Raw genomic sequence first — 14,746 nt, 5'->3', positions numbered from 1 at the left:
GGATCACGGCTTTGGTGCAAGCGCCGCGTGGCGCTCGCGCACCCAGTTGTGGAAACGGTGCAGGTCATACTCCTCGGGCATGAGCACGCCGGCCCGGTGGCGCATCGAGCGCAGGCCCTTCTGGTTGACCTCGCAGATGGCGGCGTCCTCTTCCAGCACCTGTGTGCCGAAGGCGACGATGTTGTCGATGTCGGTCGCGGCCAGCGCCTCGGGCGCGAACAGCCATTCGGCGACAAGCTGCGTCTGCTCGGGACCGAGCGGCACCAGGCGTACCGTCCTGATATAGTCGACATGACCGACGATGAACATCGAGGGCAGGCTGGTGGCGTAGGTCTGGCCGGCGGCGCGTTCGGCCGGCGTCAACCCGGAGAAGACCGGCCCGTGCGTCTGGCCGTCGCGCGACCAGGTCTCGGCGCCGGCGCGCAGGCCGCCGGAAAATTCCGGCGCGTCATTGTCGGCGTGGCGCGTCCATTCGGGATCATCGTGCCGGCTCATCAGGCCGCGGCCATAGATCGGCACCAGCCGCGACAGGTCCTTGTGGATGCCCGGGCAGTGCAGGCACTCGTTGAAGTTTTCCCAAAAGATCTTCCAGTTGCAGTGCATCACCTTGCGCAGCACATGGCCCGATACCAGCGTTTCCAGCGGCCAGTTGCCGAGATCGCCGGAGGCCGGGTCGAAGGAGGCCTGCGCGGAGCCCGCCGCATCCTCCTGCAGATTGATGAAGACGAAGCCGCGCCACACCGAGAGCGCGACGCGGTAGAGCGGATGGTCGGCCTTGTCGAATCCATCAGGCAGCGATTTAGATGGCACGCGCACGAGGTCGCCGCGCAGCGAATAGGACCAGGCATGGTAGGGGCAGGTGATCAGCCGCGCCTTCAGCCGGCCCTCGCTCTCCTGGCAAAGCTGCGAGCCACGATGGCGGCAGGTGTTGTGGAAGGCACGCAAAGCGCCGGTGTCGTCGCGCAGCACGATGATGTCCTGCGTGCCGATGCGGAACCGGCGGAAGGCCAGCGGCTTTGCCAGATCGGCCTCGCGGCAGACGAGCAGCCAGTTTCTGTACCAGATGGCGTCGAGGTCGAGCTGGTAGCTCTCACCGTCCCAATAGGCCGATGAGGGCAGGGTCGGTTCGGCCTGGGTCAGGCCATTGTAAGGGGCGCGCTCGCTGGCAGTGGGCTGCATGGCTGGCTTCCTGTGAAGCGGTCAGCCGACACCCAGCCAGGAGAATTGTCAATTGTCGCGCCTGGAAACGGCATGGCGCAATCGCGCTGTTTGCCGGCGGAATTTGGTTTGCCGCGTGTCGCGATTTTCCCTATAGTCATGCAGTCGTCGGTTCCGTTTTGGAGCCAAGAGGGAATGCGGTGCGGGCGAAATTCTTGCCCAATGCCGTGGCTGCCCCCGCAACTGTGTGCGGTAGTCCTCTCCATATGCCACTGAAGATTCGTCTTCGGGAAGGTGGGGAAGGGCGCTGATCCGTGAGCCAGGAGACCTGCCGACGACGGCAAAACTGACAGGCCCTCGGGTGGAGGGTGAAAGGACAAGATATGAATACCGCTTCCGTCTCCCTCGGCGCCTCCGTCTCCTCGCAGTCGCGCTTCATGCAGCTGGCGCTTGCCGCGCTGCTCGGCACGTTCATCATCGGCTTTGTCGGCTTCTCGCATATCGATGCGGTCCACAATGCGGCTCACGACTATCGCCATTCGATGGGTTTTCCCTGCCACTGACGAAGGCCTGACATCATGAATTTGTTTCGCAACGTCGTGTTCATCGCGGCGATCGCAGGGCTCGTGGGGGGCATTGCGCTCGCCTGCATGCAAGCCTACGCGACCGACCCACTGATCCTGAAGGCCGAAGTCTATGAAAAGGCCGGCGGCGGCCATCACCACGACCACGCCGCTGTTACCACAAACGACAACGCCATGAGCTCGGCCGTTCCGGCTGACAATGCCATGAGCGGCGCGGCCCCGGCTCCTGCGGAGGCGGCCGCCCCGGTCGAGGACGAAGGCTGGGCTCCGGCCGACGGTTTCGAGCGCTTCGCCTTCAATGTCCTTGCCAACATCGTCAGCGGTATCGGTTTTGCGCTGATCCTGGTCGCTGTCTCCGAATTCATGGGCGGTATCGGCAACTGGCGGCAGGGTGTCTTCTGGGGCCTAGCTGGCTTCGCTATATTCACTTTGGCACCTGGGCTCGGCCTACCGCCGAAACTGCCGGCAATGCCTGACGCCGATCTCTTGCAGCGCCAAATCTGGTGGACTTTGACAGTGGTGGCGACTGCCGCCGGCCTTGGGCTGATCGCGTTCCGCAAGTCACTGCCTCTTGCCCTTCTTGGCATTGCTCTTATCGTGGCGCCGCATATCGTTGGCGCGCCGCAACCCGATAGCTTCGTGACGCCAATCCCCGAAGGCTTGCATCACCAGTTCATCGTGGCCTCAACGCTCACCCGTCTAGTGTTCTGGCTGGTGCTCGGCGCTGTCGTCGGCGTTGTGCGCGGACGCTTCACCGGCACCGCGACCAGCCTGCGCGACAGCTTTGCCTGATCGAAGCTCGCTGACCTTCATCATCGGCGGTGCCCGCTCCGGCAAGAGCGCGCACGCCGAAATCCTGGCGACGGCCTTGCCTTCGCCATGGATCTACATCGCCACGGCGCAGGCCTATGACGACGAGATGCGCGAGCGCATCGCGCTGCACCGCTCGCGGCGCGGCGCGGGCTGGATAACAGTCGACGCACCGCTTGACCTTGCCGGCGCGCTTGAGGCCTTGCCCGACAACCGGCCGGTGCTGGTCGACTGCCTGACGCTGTGGCTGACCAATCACATGCTGGCCGATCACGATCTCGAGCTGGAATGCCGGCGGCTGAGGGACGTGCTGTCGCGGCCGCGCGGGCCGTGGTTCGTGGTGTCCAATGAAGTCGGCCAAGGCATCGTGCCCGACAATGCACTGGCGCGCCGTTTTCGCGACGACGCCGGACGGCTCAACCAGCAAGTCGCGGCGATCGCCGACACCGTGCTGCTGATGGTGGCGGGGCTGCCGCTCAAGGTGAAATGACATGACCGACATCGACAATAAGGACGAGGAACGCCATCGCGCCAAGATGGCCAAGCGCAAGGCGGTGCAGGACGCCGAGGTGGCGGCCAAGACGATCGAAAAGGGGCTGCTGATCGTCAACACCGGTCCGGGCAAGGGCAAGACTACGGCTGCCTTCGGCCTGGCGCTCAGAATGCTCGGCTACGGCAAGCGCGTCGGCGTCGTGCAGTTCATCAAGGGCAAATGGCATACCGGCGAGAAGGATGCGTTTGCCGCTTTCGGCGACCGCGTCGTCTGGCACGCAATGGGCGAGGGCTTTACCTGGGAGACGCAGGATCTGAAGCGCGATATCGCTGCCGCCGAGGCTGCCTGGACCAAGGCGCTGGAGTTGATCGCCGATCCCTCGATCAGCCTTGTCGTGCTTGACGAACTCAACATCGCGCTGCGCTATGATTATCTCGATCTCGACAAGGTAGTTGCGGCGCTGAAGGCGCGCCGCGAGGGACTGCATGTCGTCGTCACCGGCCGCAACGCCAAGCCGGCGCTGGTCGAGGCGGCCGATCTGGTCACCGAGATGGGCGTGACCAAGCACCATTTTTCGGCAGGCGTGAAAGCGCAGCAGGGGATCGAGTTCTAGTCGCTTGGCAAGCAGGAGCGTTGTTTGGAACAAGCTGTAATCGTCTATCTTCGTCTCAATGACGGTCAGTTTGGAACGCCGCGAGAGCACGAATCCGTTCGCGCGTTGGAGGAACGGCTAGAGCAAGCCATTGGGGGTGGTTCGGTCGGAGAGTTTGACGGCGATTTGTTTGGTGAGGGTGAGTGCGTCCTCTACATGTACGGGCCAGATGCTGAACGACTTTTTGTCGTGATCGAACCTATATTGAAATCGTCTCCCGTGGCTGCCGGCGGGTATGCGATCAAGAGGTTCGGCGAGGCAGCTGATCCAAGCGCAAAGGAAGTCCGCGTCACTTGGTAGGTTGGGTTTCGATCTACTCAGGCCAGAATGACGACGACCGAAACCACCCCAAACAGCGCGATCAGCAGATAATCGGCGACGCGGTAGAGTTTCAGTGCCTGCCTGATGTCGTCGCTGTCGACGTCGCGGCGGCCGCCTTCGCCCATGAAGACGTCGTCGACCATGATGCCGCCATAGCTGCGTGGCCCGGCAAGCGCCAGGCCGAGCGCGCCTGCCATGGCCGCTTCCGGCCAGCCGGCATTGGGCGAGCGGTGTTTTTTTGCATCGCGCCGCACCGCCTGCCAGGCACTGCCGGGATCGGCGCCCTTGACCAGGGAAGCCGCCAGCACGATCAGCAGCGCAGTCAGCCGTGACGCCGGCAGGTTGATCCAGTCGTCGAAACGCGCCGCCGCCCAGCCGAAAGCCTCGTGGCGCGGGGTGCGATGACCGATCATCGAATCGGCGGTGTTGGCGGCCTTGTAGGCGGCGCCGCCGGCGAGCCCGCCGACACCGGTCCAGAAGGCAGGGGCGACGATGCCGTCGGAAAAATTCTCGGCCAGGCTCTCGATCGCCGCGCGGCAGACGGCGGCGCGGTCGAGCGCTTCGGGATCGCGGCCGACTATGCGCGAGACGGCGACCCGGCCCATGGCGAGGCCGCCCGATTCGAGCGAGTCAGCCACGGCCTCGACGTGTTCGTAGAGGCTCTTCTGTGACAGCAGCGATGTCGCCAGAAGGGCGGCAATGAAAAACCCCAGCGGAACGAACCAGAGCAGGACAAGCTGCACGCAAAGGCCGATCACCGCCGGCACCAGCACGATGACCAGCAGCGCCTGGACGCCACGTTGGCGACGCAACGCGTCGGGATCAGTGGCGCGGTTGAGCCTCAAGTCGAGAAAGGATATCAGCCTGCCGAACCACGTCACCGGATGGCCGATGGCGCGGAAGAGCCAGTCCGGGTAACCCAGGACAAATTCGACGGCCAGTGACAGGAAAGCGATCAGGACTGACATGAAGCTTCTTGATGGAGCGGTGGACCATGGTGGGAGTCTTGGCCGGGCGAGGGCGCTTTTCCCCAGCGCTCCTCTGCCGTTCGTCGACCTTTCGACCGGTATCAATCCGCACTCCTACCCGCTTTTCAACCTGCCCGCCACCTCGCTGTCGCGATTGCCGGAAGCGGGGCGGGCGCGGGAGTTGACGGAGATCGCGGCCAGTACCTATAGCGCGCCGTCGCCGGCCAATGTGGTCGCGGCGCCCGGCACGCAGATCCTGCTGCCGCGCGTGGCCTCGCTGGTCAGGCCCGGCAAGGCATTGGTGCTGGGGCCGACCTATGCCGAACATGCGCGTGCCGCGGCGATCGCCGGGCATCAGGTGAGCGAAGTCAGCGATTTTGCCGCACTGGCGGACGCCGACCTTGCCATCATCGTCAATCCGAACAATCCCGATGGTCGCGTCATCGAGCGCGACCGGCTGCTGGCATTGGCCGCCGGGCTGCGCGCCAGAGGCGGGCTGCTGGTCGTCGACGAGGCGTTCATGGATGTCGGCCCGCGCCAGCACAGCCTCGCCGGCGACGTCGATCAGGGCGGCATCGTCGTGCTGCGTTCCTTCGGCAAGTTCTTTGGCCTGGCCGGGCTGCGGCTTGGCTTCGCGCTTTCCGATCGCCCAACGGTGGAATTGCTGCAAAGGCAATTCGGGCCGTGGGCAGTGGCCGGTCCAGCGCTGGACTATGGCATTCGCGCGCTTGCCGATATTGGCTGGCAGGACGCGATGCGGGCATCGCTCGCCGAGGCAGCCGCGCGGCTGGACGCATTGTTCGGCCGTTTCGGCGTGCCGGTCGTGGGCGGCACCACGCTGTTTCGCTATATCAGTCTTCCGGATGGCGCCGGCCTGTTTTCGGCGCTTGGCGAGAGGGGCATTCTGCTTCGCCACTTCAACGACCGGCCGTTTGTGTTGCGGGCCGGCCTGCCGGGGAGCGAGGTGGAATGGGAGCGGCTCGAATCCGCCCTTGCCGAATGGGCGGCGCGGCGCGAGGATCAATCGAAGGGCTCGAAGCAATGATCCATGTCTGCTCGCTGGCAAAGGTCGAGGAAACAGTGGCAAGGACCGGCGCCGACCGCATGCTGTCGCTGCTCGCCGCCGGAACCGAGGTGGTGCGACCGGCCTCGATCGCCCGGGAAAACCATCTGCATGTGGTCATGCACGACATAGCGGTGGCGCAGGACGGCATGACCATGCCTGGCGAGGAGCATGTTCGCGACGTGCTCGATTTCGCGCGCCGCTGGGATCGGGCGAAGCCCATGGTCGTGCATTGCTATGCCGGCATCAGCCGCTCGACCGCTTCGGCCTACATCATCGCCGCCGCTCTGGCGCCGACACGCGACGAGGCCGAACTGGCATGGACGCTGCGGGCGCTGTCGCCCTCGGCGACACCCAATCCACGGCTTATTGCCGTGGCCGACGCGCTGCTGGATCGCAACGGCCGGATGATCGAGGCGATCCAGTCGATCGGGCGCGGCGCCGACGCCTTCGAAGGCATGCCGTTCGCGCTGAAGATCGACGGCTAAAAGCGGCTATCTCAGCCAGTCGGCGAGCTTCGCCTTGCGCACATCCCTGAGCAGGCTGATGAAGCCGTCGGCCTGATGCTCTGCCGTCAGCCTGCCTTTTTCCGATGTCGCGATGCTGGCGTCGCCAACCACGCCATTCGGGTTGAGATCGCCAGCGATCCAGGCGAAGGCGTGTGTGCCGGTGTGGCGCAGCAGCGAAAATTCCTTCTCCGCCCCGGCGACGTTGGAAACGAAATTATCGGCCTTGCCCATGTCGACGAGGTCGGGCCGGAAATGCAGCATCAAAGAGGTCTCGACATCGCCGCCATGGATGCCGTGGCGGTCCTCGAGTTCGGTGTACATGCCGGCCGGGCGGCCAAAACGCTGCCAGCTCGTCTTCACCGCCAGCATCTTTTCGCGCACCCGCAATTCACGCGTGATGATGCCCATGATCTCTTCATTGCCGCCATGCGAATTGACGACGATGAGTTTGCGCACCCCGGCGCGCGCGATCGACACGCCAAGCTTGGTCCAGGCCTCGACCAGCGTCGTTGCCGGCAAGGTGAGCGTGCCCGGCGCATGCAGGTGCTCGTTCGACTTGCCCACCGCCTGGACCGGCAGGATGCGGATGTCGAGATCGTCGGGCAGGCGGGCGATCACCGTGTCGAGCATGCCGTTCATGATCGAAGTGTCGGTCGAGACAGGCAGATGCGGTCCATGCTGCTCAATCGCCGCCACCGGCAGAACGGCGATCGTCGCCTCCGGATCGATCGAGGCGTATTCGGTTGTCCGGTAGTCGCCCCACCAGACGCGTCTTTTTGCAGCGGTCATGTCATGCCTCTTCGATGAACGGTGAGACCTAGCGCGGCACAGGCCTGCTGTCGATCACCCAGCCGCGATGACCTCGACCTCGACCTTGAATTCGGGGCGGGCAAAGCCGAAAACGATCATCAGCGTCGAGGCGGGCGCGGGGCTCGAAAACAGCCTGTCGCGGACATCCATATAGGGGCGTAAATAGGCGCGGTCGGTGACATAGGCGTTGATGCGCACGATGTCCCCGAGCCCCAGCCCAGCCTCGCCGAGGATTGCCTCGATGTTGCGGAAGCAGAGTTCGGCCTGGGCGCCGGCGTCCTCGGGAATCTGGTCGTCCGCCGTGATCGCCACCTGACCCGAGCACAGCACCAGCCGCTTGCCCGCCGGCACTTCGACGCCGTGGCTATAGCGGGCAAAGGGCGGCTTGATCGACTTCGGGGTGAGGAATCTGAACATGGCAATCTCCTGGATGCCGTCAGCCTAAGGCGGGACGCATCCCAGCTTCAAGATGGCGGTGCATCTTGCCGGTGCGATTGTGGACAGGCGTTCAAAAAATAGGCACGATGCCTTCGGTGCAGCACGACGTTTCCGGCTTTCGCAGATGGCTGCGGTGCAGGCGGGCGGGTTCCGGCGCGTGACGCCGGTGGCATGTGTCTTGCTTCTTGAATCTTTGGTGTCGAGCCTGGCGCGTGGCGCCGGAGCAAACAAAGGGTGGTTGTCGATGTACGCAAAACAGAAGATCTCGGTGGCGGTGGTGGCCTTGCTTGCCGCCAGCACGCTGGGTGCCGCGGCGAATGAAAAAGTCACCTTCGGCACCAACTGGCTGGCCGAGCCGGAACATGGTGGTTACTATCAGGCCGTGGCCGACGGCACCTATGCCGCCTGCGGCCTCGACGTCACCATCATGCAGGGCGGTCCGCAGGTCAGCGGCCGGCCGATGCTTTTGGCTGGCAAGATCGATTTCTACATGGGCGGCAATCTGCTGTCGGCCTTCGATGCCGTCCAGCAAGGTATTCCGATGCGCGTGGTGGCGGCGGACTTCCAGAAGGATCCACAGGTGATCATGTCCCACCCCGGCGAGGGGCTGGACAAGTGGGAAGATCTGAAGAACGCCGACCAGTACATACTGGGTGACGAAGGCGTGCAGACCTTCTTCCAGTGGATGGTCACCGCACTCGGCTTCGACGCCGCCAAGCGCGCGCCCTACACCTACAACACCGCTCCCTTCCTCGCCAACAAGAAGTCGATCCAGCAGGGCTACGTCACCTCGGAGCCGTTCGCGGTGAAGAAGGAAGGCGGCTTCGTGCCGAACCAGTTCCTGCTCGCCGACTATGGCTGGGACACCTACTCGACGACGATCGAGGTGATGCAGGACACGATCGACAAGAAGCCGGAGGTGGTCCAGTGCTTCGTCGATGGCTCGGCCAAGGGCTGGTACAAGTACCTCTACGGCGACAACAAGGCCGCCAACGACATGATCAAGAAAGACAATCCCGACATGAGCGACGAGCAGATCGCTTTCTCGATCGAACAGATGAAGAAGTTCGGCCTTGCCGATTCCGGCGATACCGAGAAGCTCGGCATCGGCGCCATGACCGACGCGCGCATCAAGAGTTTCTATGACAAGATGGTCAAGGCCAAGGTTACGCCTGAAGGCATCGACATTTCGAAGGCCTATACGCTGGCCTTCGTCAACAAGGGCGTCGGGCTCGACCTGAAGAAATAGGCCAGCCTGAGCATGATAGGGGAAAAGGTGGCGCGAGCGCCGGCATCGGACGTCGCTCCGACCTTGCTGGCGCTGCGCGGCGTCGGCAAGGTGTTTTCCAACGGCGTGACGGCGCTGAGCGACGTCGACCTGACGATCCGGGAAGGCGATTTCCTCAGCCTGCTCGGGCCGTCCGGTTGCGGCAAGTCGACGGCGCTGCGGCTGATCGCCGGCCTGTCGACGCCGACCTCCGGCGTGCTTGACTGGCGCGGCGGCGGTTCGCTCGACCGCGCCAATATCGGCTTCGTCTTCCAGGAGCCGACGCTGCTGCCCTGGGCCAGCGTCTTCGACAATGTCTGGCTGCCGCTCAGGCTGAAAGGCATTTCCCGCGCCAAGGCCGCCCCGGCGATCACGCAAATGCTGGCGCGGGTGCACCTGACCGGTTTCGAGGACGCCGTGCCGCGCGAACTGTCCGGCGGCATGAAGATGCGTGTCTCGATCGCGCGCGCCATGGTGACCAAGCCGCGTGTGCTGCTGATGGACGAACCTTTCGCAGCACTGGATGAGATCACCCGTTTCAAGCTCAACAACGATCTGCTGGAGCTTTGGCAGGACGAACGCTTCACCGTCGTCTTCGTCACCCACAGCGTCTTCGAAAGTGTGTTTTTATCCAACCGGGTCGTCGTCATGGCGGCGCGGCCGGGCAGGGTGTTCGACGAACTTGCCATCGAGGCGGCCTATCCACGCGACGAGGCATTTCGCACCTCGCCGGACTATGCAGCCCTTTGCCGTCAGGCTTCCGACGTGCTGGTCAATGCCATCAATTCAACAGCGGGCCCGCATCATGACGGTCATTGACGGCACGTTGAAACTCGACCCCGAGGAAGCGCGCCGCGTGCGCCAGGAGCGGCTCGAGCGGGTCGGCCGTTGGCTGCTGCCGCTGGCGATCATGATCCTGGCGATCTGGCTGTGGGACCGCATCTGCGTGTGGAACGAGATCCCGCAATATATCCTGCCGCGCCCCGGCGTGGTGCTGCAGACGCTCCACAACGATGCCGGCCTACTGTTCTCCTCGCTGCTCGTCACCTTGCGCATCACCTTCCTCAGCCTGGCCTTGGCCGTCATCGGCGGCGTCGGCCTGTCGGTGCTGTTCGCGCAATCGAAATGGGTGGAGATGTCGTTCTTCCCGTTCGCCATCGTGCTGCAGGTGACGCCGATCGTGGCGATCTTTCCGCTGATCAACATCTATGTGAACAACCAGACGACCAAGCTTCTGCTGTGCGCCTGGATCGTCGCCTTCTTCCCGATCCTGTCCAACACCACGCTCGGCCTGAATTCGGTCGACCGCAATCTGCGCGACCTGTTCAAGCTCAATGGCGCGACGCGCTGGCAGCAGTTGCGCTATCTCAGGCTGCCGGCGGCGATGCCGTATTTTCTCGGTGGGCTGAAGATCGCCGGCGGCCTGTCGCTGATCGGCGCCGTGGTGGCCGAGTTCGTTGCCGGCGCCACCGGCCAGTCGTCGGGGCTCGCCTCGCGCATCATCGAGGCCGGCTACCGGCTCAACGCGCCAAGGCTGTTCGCGGCGCTGTTCCTGATCTCGCTGACCGGCATCCTGATCTTCCTCGTGCTGTCGCTGATTTCGCATCTCATTTTGCGGCGCTGGCATGAAAGCGCGCTGAAGCAGGAGCGGTAGGACCTTGATTCCGAACTCAGCTTCATACCAGCTCGCCAACGCCCGCCTTCATCGATCGCTGACGTCGGGCCTTGCCGCAACTTACGACAATGACGGTTTCACGCTGGCCGACGTTGCTATTGCAGACGGCAAGATCTCCAGCATTGCGGTGCATGGCAAAGCGAAGGCGCCGACGGAGGCTATCGACCTTGCCGGTCGCATCGTCTTGCCGTGCTTCGTCGACTGCCATACGCATATCGACAAGGGCCATATCTGGCCGCGAAAGCCCAATCCCGACGGCACCTTCATGGGCGCGCTCAACGCCGCCGGCGCCGACCGCGTCGCGCGCTGGAGTGCCGAGGACCTTGCGAAGCGCATGGATTTCTCGCTGCGCTCGGCCTACGCACATGGCACCAAAGCGCTGCGCACCCACCTCGACAGCGTCACGCCTCAGGAGGAAATCTCCTGGCCGGTGTTCGAGACGATGCGCGAGACATGGCGCGGCCGCATCGAATTGCAGGGCGCCTGCCTGCTCGGCATAGAGGGCGTGCGCGACAAGAAATGGTTCGACAGGCTGGCGAAGCGGGTCGCCGCGGCCAAGGGGGTACTGGGTGTCGTCACCTATATGGTGCCGGATCTGGAGGAACTGCTCGACCATGTCTTCGCGCAAGCGATCAAGCATGGGCTCGATCTTGATTTCCATGCCGATGAGACCGACGACATCGCGGCGATCTCGCTGAAGAAGATCGCCGAGGCCGCACTTTGGAACGGTTTCGAGGGCAAGATCCTTGTCGGCCATTGCTGCTCGCTGGCGCGGCAACCCGACCTCGAGGTGCTGGACACGCTGGACAAGGTGGCGAAGGCCGGACTGGCGGTGGTGTCGCTGCCGATGTGCAATCTCTATCTGCAGGATCGGCGCGGGGACCAGACCACGCCGCGCTGGCGAGGCGTGACGCTGCTGCATGAGATGAAGGCAAGGGGCATTCCTGTCGCCGTCGCTTCCGATAACACGCGCGATCCCTTCTATGCCTATGGCGATCTCGACATGCTGGAGGTCTACCGCATGGCGACGCGCATCCTGCATTTCGATCATCCGGTCGCGGACTGGCCGCAAGCGGTCGCCGCGACGCCGGCCAAGGTGATGCGGCTCGATGGACTTGGCACGCTTGCCGCCGGCGGCGATGCCGATTTCATCCTGTTCAAAGGTCGAAGCTGGACGGAATTGCTGTCACGGCCCGAATCGGATCGCATCGTCGTGCGCGGCGGCCGCGCGATCGAGCGGCAATTGCCCGACTATGCCGAACTCGACGAACTGATGGTGGAATGATGGACGTTTCGGCGCTCAAACGCGATCTCGACGGGATAAAACTCGACGACAATGCGGCCATCGTCCAGCAGAAGAGCCGCGACTTCTACTGGTACAGCCCGGTGCTGAAACAGCAGCTCGACCATGTCACCGGTGACCTGATCGTGACGCCGAAGACCGAGGCCGAGCTGATCCGTGTGCTGGCCGCCTGCCACCGGCATGGCGTGCCGGTGACGCCGCGCGGCAGCGGCACGGGCAATTACGGCCAGGCGATGCCATTGTCTGGCGGCGTGGTGCTCAATCTTGCCGAGATGAACGAGATCAAGTCGATCGCGCCGGGGCGCGTGGTAACCGGGCCGGGCGCGGTGCTGGCCGATATCGACAAGGCCACGCGCGCGCATTCCGGGCAGGAGCTGCGGCTCTCGCCTTCGACCTACAACACTGCCTCGATCGGCGGCTTTATCGCCGGCGGCTCGGGCGGCGTCGGTTCGATCAATTTCGGCGGGTTGCGCGATTTCGGCAATGTGCTGCGCCTGCGCGTGGTGACGATGGAGGCCGAGCCGAAAGTGCTCGAACTCACCGGCGAGGACCTGCACAAGGTCACCCACGCTTACGGCACCAACGGCATCATCACGGAAGTCGAGATGCCGCTGACGGCGGCCTATGAGTGGGTCGACGTCATTGTCGGCTTCGATGCCTTCATGGACGCGGCGCGCTACGGCAATGCGCTGGCCTGCCAGGACGGCATCCTGACCAAGCTGATCACGCCGATCGCCGCCCCGGTGCCGCGGCTCTATTTCAAGCGCCACCAGAAATTTTTCAGGGAAGGCCAAAGCATCTGCGTCGTCATGGTGGCGCAGCATGGGCTGGATGCATTCCTCGCTTTCACCCGGCGCGCCGGCGGCGAGGTGGTCTTCAACGCCGCGACCGCGACGCCGGAGGAGAAAAAGGGCCTGCCGCCGGCCTATGAGCTGGCCTGGAACCACACCACGCTGAGGGCACTGCGCGTCGACCCCGACATCACCTATCTGCAGTCGCTTTATCCGTTTCCCAACCAGCTGGCGCTGGTCGAGAAGATGGATGCGATGTTTCCGGGCGAAGTGTACTCGCATCTCGAATTCGTGCGGCTGGACGGCAACATCACCTGTTTCGGCCTGCCGCTGGTAAAATTCACCACCGAGGCGCGGCTGAACGAGATCGTGCGCCTGCACGAGGACAATGGCTGCCCGATCTTCAACCCGCACCGCTACACGCTGGAGGAGGGCGGCATGAAGCAGACGGATGCCGTGCAGCTCGCCTTCAAGCGCGAGACCGATCCGCAAGGCCTGCTCAACCCCGGCAAGATGATCGCCTGGGAAAATCCGGACTATGATTATCGCTCCGGAAGGACCTTCCTGTTCAAGGGGCTGCAGAGGGTGGGATGATGCAATGACGAACGCCTGGCCTCGCCCTGACCTGCGGGATGTTGTCCCGTGAACATCCTCGTACTCTACGCCCACCCGGTCGAGACCAGCTTCAATGCCGGCCTGCACCGGTTGATCGTCGAGCGGCTGACGGCAGCGGGCCATAATGTCGACGACTGCGACCTCTATGCCGAGGATTTCGACCCGCGGCTAGTGCGCCAGGAGAGGCTGGATTATCACAACCAGCGCGGCTCCAAGGACCCGGCGGCGCCCTATGTCGAGCGCCTACTGCGGGCCGAGGCGCTGGTGCTTTCCTATCCGGTCTGGAATTACGGTTTCCCCGCTATCCTGAAAGGTTTTTTCGACCGCGTCTTTCTGCCCGGCGTGTCGTTCAGGCTGGTCGACGGCAAGGTGCAGCCGTCGCTGCACAACATAAGGAAGGTCGCGACCGTCACCACCTATGGCGGCAGCCGGTTCCGCGCCATTGTGATGGGCGATCCGCCCCGCAAGCTGATCAAGCGCATGCTGCGCGCCACCGTAAAGCCCGGCGCGCCGGTGACTTACCTCGCGCATTACGCGATGAACCTGTCGACCGACCAAACACGAAAATCCTTCATGACGAAGGTGGCGGCGAGCATGGATGCATTCTGATGCGGGTCCTCGTGGTCTATTGCCATCCGGTGCCGGAAAGCTTTTGCGCCGCAATCCGCGACACCGCCCTGGATGTGCTCAAGGCAAGGGGCTGGGAGGTGCGGCTGCTCGACCTCTATGCCGAGAAATTCGACCCGGTGATGGGCTGCGACGAGCGGCGCAGCTACAACAATCAGGCGCCGCAGGACCCGGCGCTGAAGCTGCATTTCGAGCTGCTCGCCTGGGCCGAGGCGATCCTGTTCGTCTATCCGACCTGGTGGTACGGGCTGCCGGCGATGCTGAAGGGCTGGCTCGACCGGGTCTGGGCGACGGACGTCGCCTTCAAACTGCCGGCGGGCAAGGGGCGGATCACATCGCTGATGACGCATGTCAGCAAGGTCGGTGTCATTACCACCTGCGGCGCGCCGACCTGGTGGAGCGTCGTGGTCGGCCAGCCTGGACGCAAGACGTTGCTGCGCGGCATGCGGGCGCTGTGCGCGAGACGGTGCAGGACGTTCTTCCTGGCGCATTATCTGATGGACGCCTCGACGCCAAAGACGCGGGCGGCGTTTTTGGCGAAGGTGCGGACGAAGCTGGAGCGGTTTTGAGCGATGCGCGACGTTCCCTTCTCCCCTTGCGGGAGAAGGTGGCCTCGCGAAGCGAGGTCGGATGAGGGGTGCGCGAAGGAACTCTGCTCTGCG

At 63.9% G+C, this 14,746-nt stretch carries 18 protein-coding genes and 1 riboswitch; of the genes, 14 read left to right on the top strand and 4 right to left on the bottom strand.

Features of this window, described 5'->3' with window-relative positions; translation table 11 throughout:
• Positions 1–3: 3 nt before the first annotated feature.
• Positions 4–1,179, bottom strand: a complete 1,176-nt coding sequence (locus FJV80_RS05245; protein ID WP_142875737.1) for an aromatic ring-hydroxylating dioxygenase subunit alpha — start codon at positions 1,177–1,179, stop codon at positions 4–6.
• Between the two features lie 131 nt (positions 1,180–1,310).
• A riboswitch (cobalamin riboswitch) is annotated at positions 1,311–1,509 on the top strand.
• Between the two features lie 32 nt (positions 1,510–1,541).
• On the opposite strand from FJV80_RS05245, the gene FJV80_RS05240 reads away from it, so the two are divergent.
• From FJV80_RS05240 to FJV80_RS05220, 5 genes are read left to right on the top strand one after another with little or no spacing between them, the layout of a single operon-like run.
• A complete protein-coding gene (locus FJV80_RS05240; RefSeq protein WP_095772995.1) occupies positions 1,542–1,721 on the top strand; it encodes a CbtB domain-containing protein in 180 nt (59 codons plus the stop codon).
• Between the two features lie 15 nt (positions 1,722–1,736).
• On the top strand, positions 1,737–2,534 hold the full coding sequence (locus tag FJV80_RS05235) for a CbtA family protein (RefSeq protein ID WP_095772994.1): 798 nt from the start codon (positions 1,737–1,739) through the stop codon (positions 2,532–2,534).
• Entirely contained in the window at positions 2,527–3,042 is a 516-nt protein-coding gene (gene cobU / locus FJV80_RS05230; protein WP_142875736.1) for a bifunctional adenosylcobinamide kinase/adenosylcobinamide-phosphate guanylyltransferase, read from the top strand. Before FJV80_RS05235 ends, cobU begins: the two co-directional genes overlap by 8 nt.
• Position 3,043: 1 nt before the next feature.
• The gene (gene cobO, locus FJV80_RS05225; protein ID WP_142875735.1) at positions 3,044–3,658 is read left to right on the top strand and encodes a cob(I)yrinic acid a,c-diamide adenosyltransferase; all 615 of its coding nucleotides are present in this window, start codon (positions 3,044–3,046) and stop codon (positions 3,656–3,658) included.
• A gap of 24 nt (positions 3,659–3,682) precedes the next feature.
• Complete coding sequence (locus FJV80_RS05220) at positions 3,683–3,997, top strand: hypothetical protein (RefSeq protein ID WP_095787402.1); 315 nt, start codon at positions 3,683–3,685, stop codon at positions 3,995–3,997.
• 17 nt (positions 3,998–4,014) lie between these two features.
• Here FJV80_RS05220 and cbiB read toward each other — a convergent pair whose 3' ends face one another.
• Positions 4,015–4,986, bottom strand: a complete 972-nt coding sequence (gene cbiB / locus FJV80_RS05215; protein WP_142875734.1) for an adenosylcobinamide-phosphate synthase CbiB — start codon at positions 4,984–4,986, stop codon at positions 4,015–4,017.
• Here cbiB and cobD point away from each other — a divergent pair.
• Both cobD and FJV80_RS05205 read left to right on the top strand, forming a co-directional pair.
• Positions 4,985–6,031, top strand: a complete 1,047-nt coding sequence (cobD, locus tag FJV80_RS05210) for a threonine-phosphate decarboxylase CobD (protein WP_142875733.1) — start codon at positions 4,985–4,987, stop codon at positions 6,029–6,031. The two genes, cbiB and cobD, sit on opposite strands and share 2 nt — an antisense overlap.
• Entirely contained in the window at positions 6,028–6,537 is a 510-nt protein-coding gene (locus FJV80_RS05205) for a tyrosine phosphatase family protein (protein WP_142875732.1), read from the top strand. The genes cobD and FJV80_RS05205 overlap by 4 nt, the downstream gene beginning before the upstream one ends.
• A gap of 6 nt (positions 6,538–6,543) precedes the next feature.
• Here the strand turns inward: FJV80_RS05205 and FJV80_RS05200 are convergent, their stop codons facing one another.
• Complete coding sequence (locus tag FJV80_RS05200; RefSeq protein ID WP_142875731.1) at positions 6,544–7,347, bottom strand: creatininase family protein; 804 nt, start codon at positions 7,345–7,347, stop codon at positions 6,544–6,546.
• A 54-nt stretch (positions 7,348–7,401) separates the two neighbouring features.
• Entirely contained in the window at positions 7,402–7,785 is a 384-nt protein-coding gene (locus tag FJV80_RS05195; protein WP_142875730.1) for a RidA family protein, read from the bottom strand.
• A gap of 265 nt (positions 7,786–8,050) precedes the next feature.
• On the opposite strand from FJV80_RS05195, the gene FJV80_RS05190 reads away from it, so the two are divergent.
• The 7 genes from FJV80_RS05190 to FJV80_RS05160 are packed head-to-tail and all read left to right on the top strand — an operon-like array spanning position 8,051 to position 14,653.
• Entirely contained in the window at positions 8,051–9,055 is a 1,005-nt protein-coding gene (locus FJV80_RS05190; protein WP_095773117.1) for an ABC transporter substrate-binding protein, read from the top strand.
• Positions 9,056–9,067: 12 nt separating this feature from the next.
• Positions 9,068–9,892 (top strand): ABC transporter ATP-binding protein, encoded by an 825-nt coding sequence (locus tag FJV80_RS05185; protein WP_095772986.1) that lies wholly within the window; start codon positions 9,068–9,070, stop codon positions 9,890–9,892.
• On the top strand, positions 9,879–10,727 hold the full coding sequence (locus FJV80_RS05180) for an ABC transporter permease (protein ID WP_142875729.1): 849 nt from the start codon (positions 9,879–9,881) through the stop codon (positions 10,725–10,727). The genes FJV80_RS05185 and FJV80_RS05180 overlap by 14 nt, the downstream gene beginning before the upstream one ends.
• Positions 10,728–10,731: 4 nt before the next feature.
• Positions 10,732–12,033 carry a cytosine deaminase gene (locus FJV80_RS05175; protein WP_142875728.1) on the top strand — a complete coding sequence of 434 codons (1,302 nt, stop codon included), beginning with the start codon at positions 10,732–10,734 and terminating at the stop codon, positions 12,031–12,033.
• Positions 12,033–13,436, top strand: a complete 1,404-nt coding sequence (locus FJV80_RS05170; protein ID WP_142875918.1) for an FAD-binding oxidoreductase — start codon at positions 12,033–12,035, stop codon at positions 13,434–13,436. The genes FJV80_RS05175 and FJV80_RS05170 overlap by 1 nt, the downstream gene beginning before the upstream one ends.
• Before the next feature lie 48 nt (positions 13,437–13,484).
• Entirely contained in the window at positions 13,485–14,066 is a 582-nt protein-coding gene (locus FJV80_RS05165) for an NAD(P)H-dependent oxidoreductase (protein WP_095790903.1), read from the top strand.
• The gene (locus FJV80_RS05160) at positions 14,066–14,653 is read left to right on the top strand and encodes an NAD(P)H-dependent oxidoreductase (protein ID WP_095787411.1); all 588 of its coding nucleotides are present in this window, start codon (positions 14,066–14,068) and stop codon (positions 14,651–14,653) included. Before FJV80_RS05165 ends, FJV80_RS05160 begins: the two co-directional genes overlap by 1 nt.
• Positions 14,654–14,746: the final 93 nt, after the last annotated feature.

Source organism: Mesorhizobium sp. WSM4310 (genome assembly GCF_007003935.1).
Classification (GTDB): domain Bacteria; phylum Pseudomonadota; class Alphaproteobacteria; order Rhizobiales; family Rhizobiaceae; genus Mesorhizobium.
This window is presented reverse-complemented; position numbering and strand designations above follow the sequence as displayed.

What these genes read in the sequence shown, in the direction of transcription:
- FJV80_RS05240 (WP_095772995.1), top strand. Translation starts at nt 1,542, where the DNA reads ATGAATACCGCTTCCGTCTCCCTCGGCGCCTCCGTCTCCTCGCAGTCG.
- FJV80_RS05195 (WP_142875730.1), bottom strand. Translation starts at nt 7,785, where the DNA reads ATGTTCAGATTCCTCACCCCGAAGTCGATCAAGCCGCCCTTTGCCCGC.
- FJV80_RS05190 (WP_095773117.1), top strand. Translation starts at nt 8,051, where the DNA reads ATGTACGCAAAACAGAAGATCTCGGTGGCGGTGGTGGCCTTGCTTGCC.
- cobD (WP_142875733.1), top strand. Translation starts at nt 4,985, where the DNA reads ATGAAGCTTCTTGATGGAGCGGTGGACCATGGTGGGAGTCTTGGCCGG.
- FJV80_RS05200 (WP_142875731.1), bottom strand. Translation starts at nt 7,347, where the DNA reads ATGACCGCTGCAAAAAGACGCGTCTGGTGGGGCGACTACCGGACAACC.
- FJV80_RS05205 (WP_142875732.1), top strand. Translation starts at nt 6,028, where the DNA reads ATGATCCATGTCTGCTCGCTGGCAAAGGTCGAGGAAACAGTGGCAAGG.
- cbiB (WP_142875734.1), bottom strand. Translation starts at nt 4,986, where the DNA reads ATGTCAGTCCTGATCGCTTTCCTGTCACTGGCCGTCGAATTTGTCCTG.
- FJV80_RS05180 (WP_142875729.1), top strand. Translation starts at nt 9,879, where the DNA reads ATGACGGTCATTGACGGCACGTTGAAACTCGACCCCGAGGAAGCGCGC.
- cobO (WP_142875735.1), top strand. Translation starts at nt 3,044, where the DNA reads ATGACCGACATCGACAATAAGGACGAGGAACGCCATCGCGCCAAGATG.
- FJV80_RS05235 (WP_095772994.1), top strand. Translation starts at nt 1,737, where the DNA reads ATGAATTTGTTTCGCAACGTCGTGTTCATCGCGGCGATCGCAGGGCTC.
- FJV80_RS05245 (WP_142875737.1), bottom strand. Translation starts at nt 1,179, where the DNA reads ATGCAGCCCACTGCCAGCGAGCGCGCCCCTTACAATGGCCTGACCCAG.
- FJV80_RS05185 (WP_095772986.1), top strand. Translation starts at nt 9,068, where the DNA reads ATGATAGGGGAAAAGGTGGCGCGAGCGCCGGCATCGGACGTCGCTCCG.
- FJV80_RS05170 (WP_142875918.1), top strand. Translation starts at nt 12,033, where the DNA reads ATGGACGTTTCGGCGCTCAAACGCGATCTCGACGGGATAAAACTCGAC.
- FJV80_RS05160 (WP_095787411.1), top strand. Translation starts at nt 14,066, where the DNA reads ATGCGGGTCCTCGTGGTCTATTGCCATCCGGTGCCGGAAAGCTTTTGC.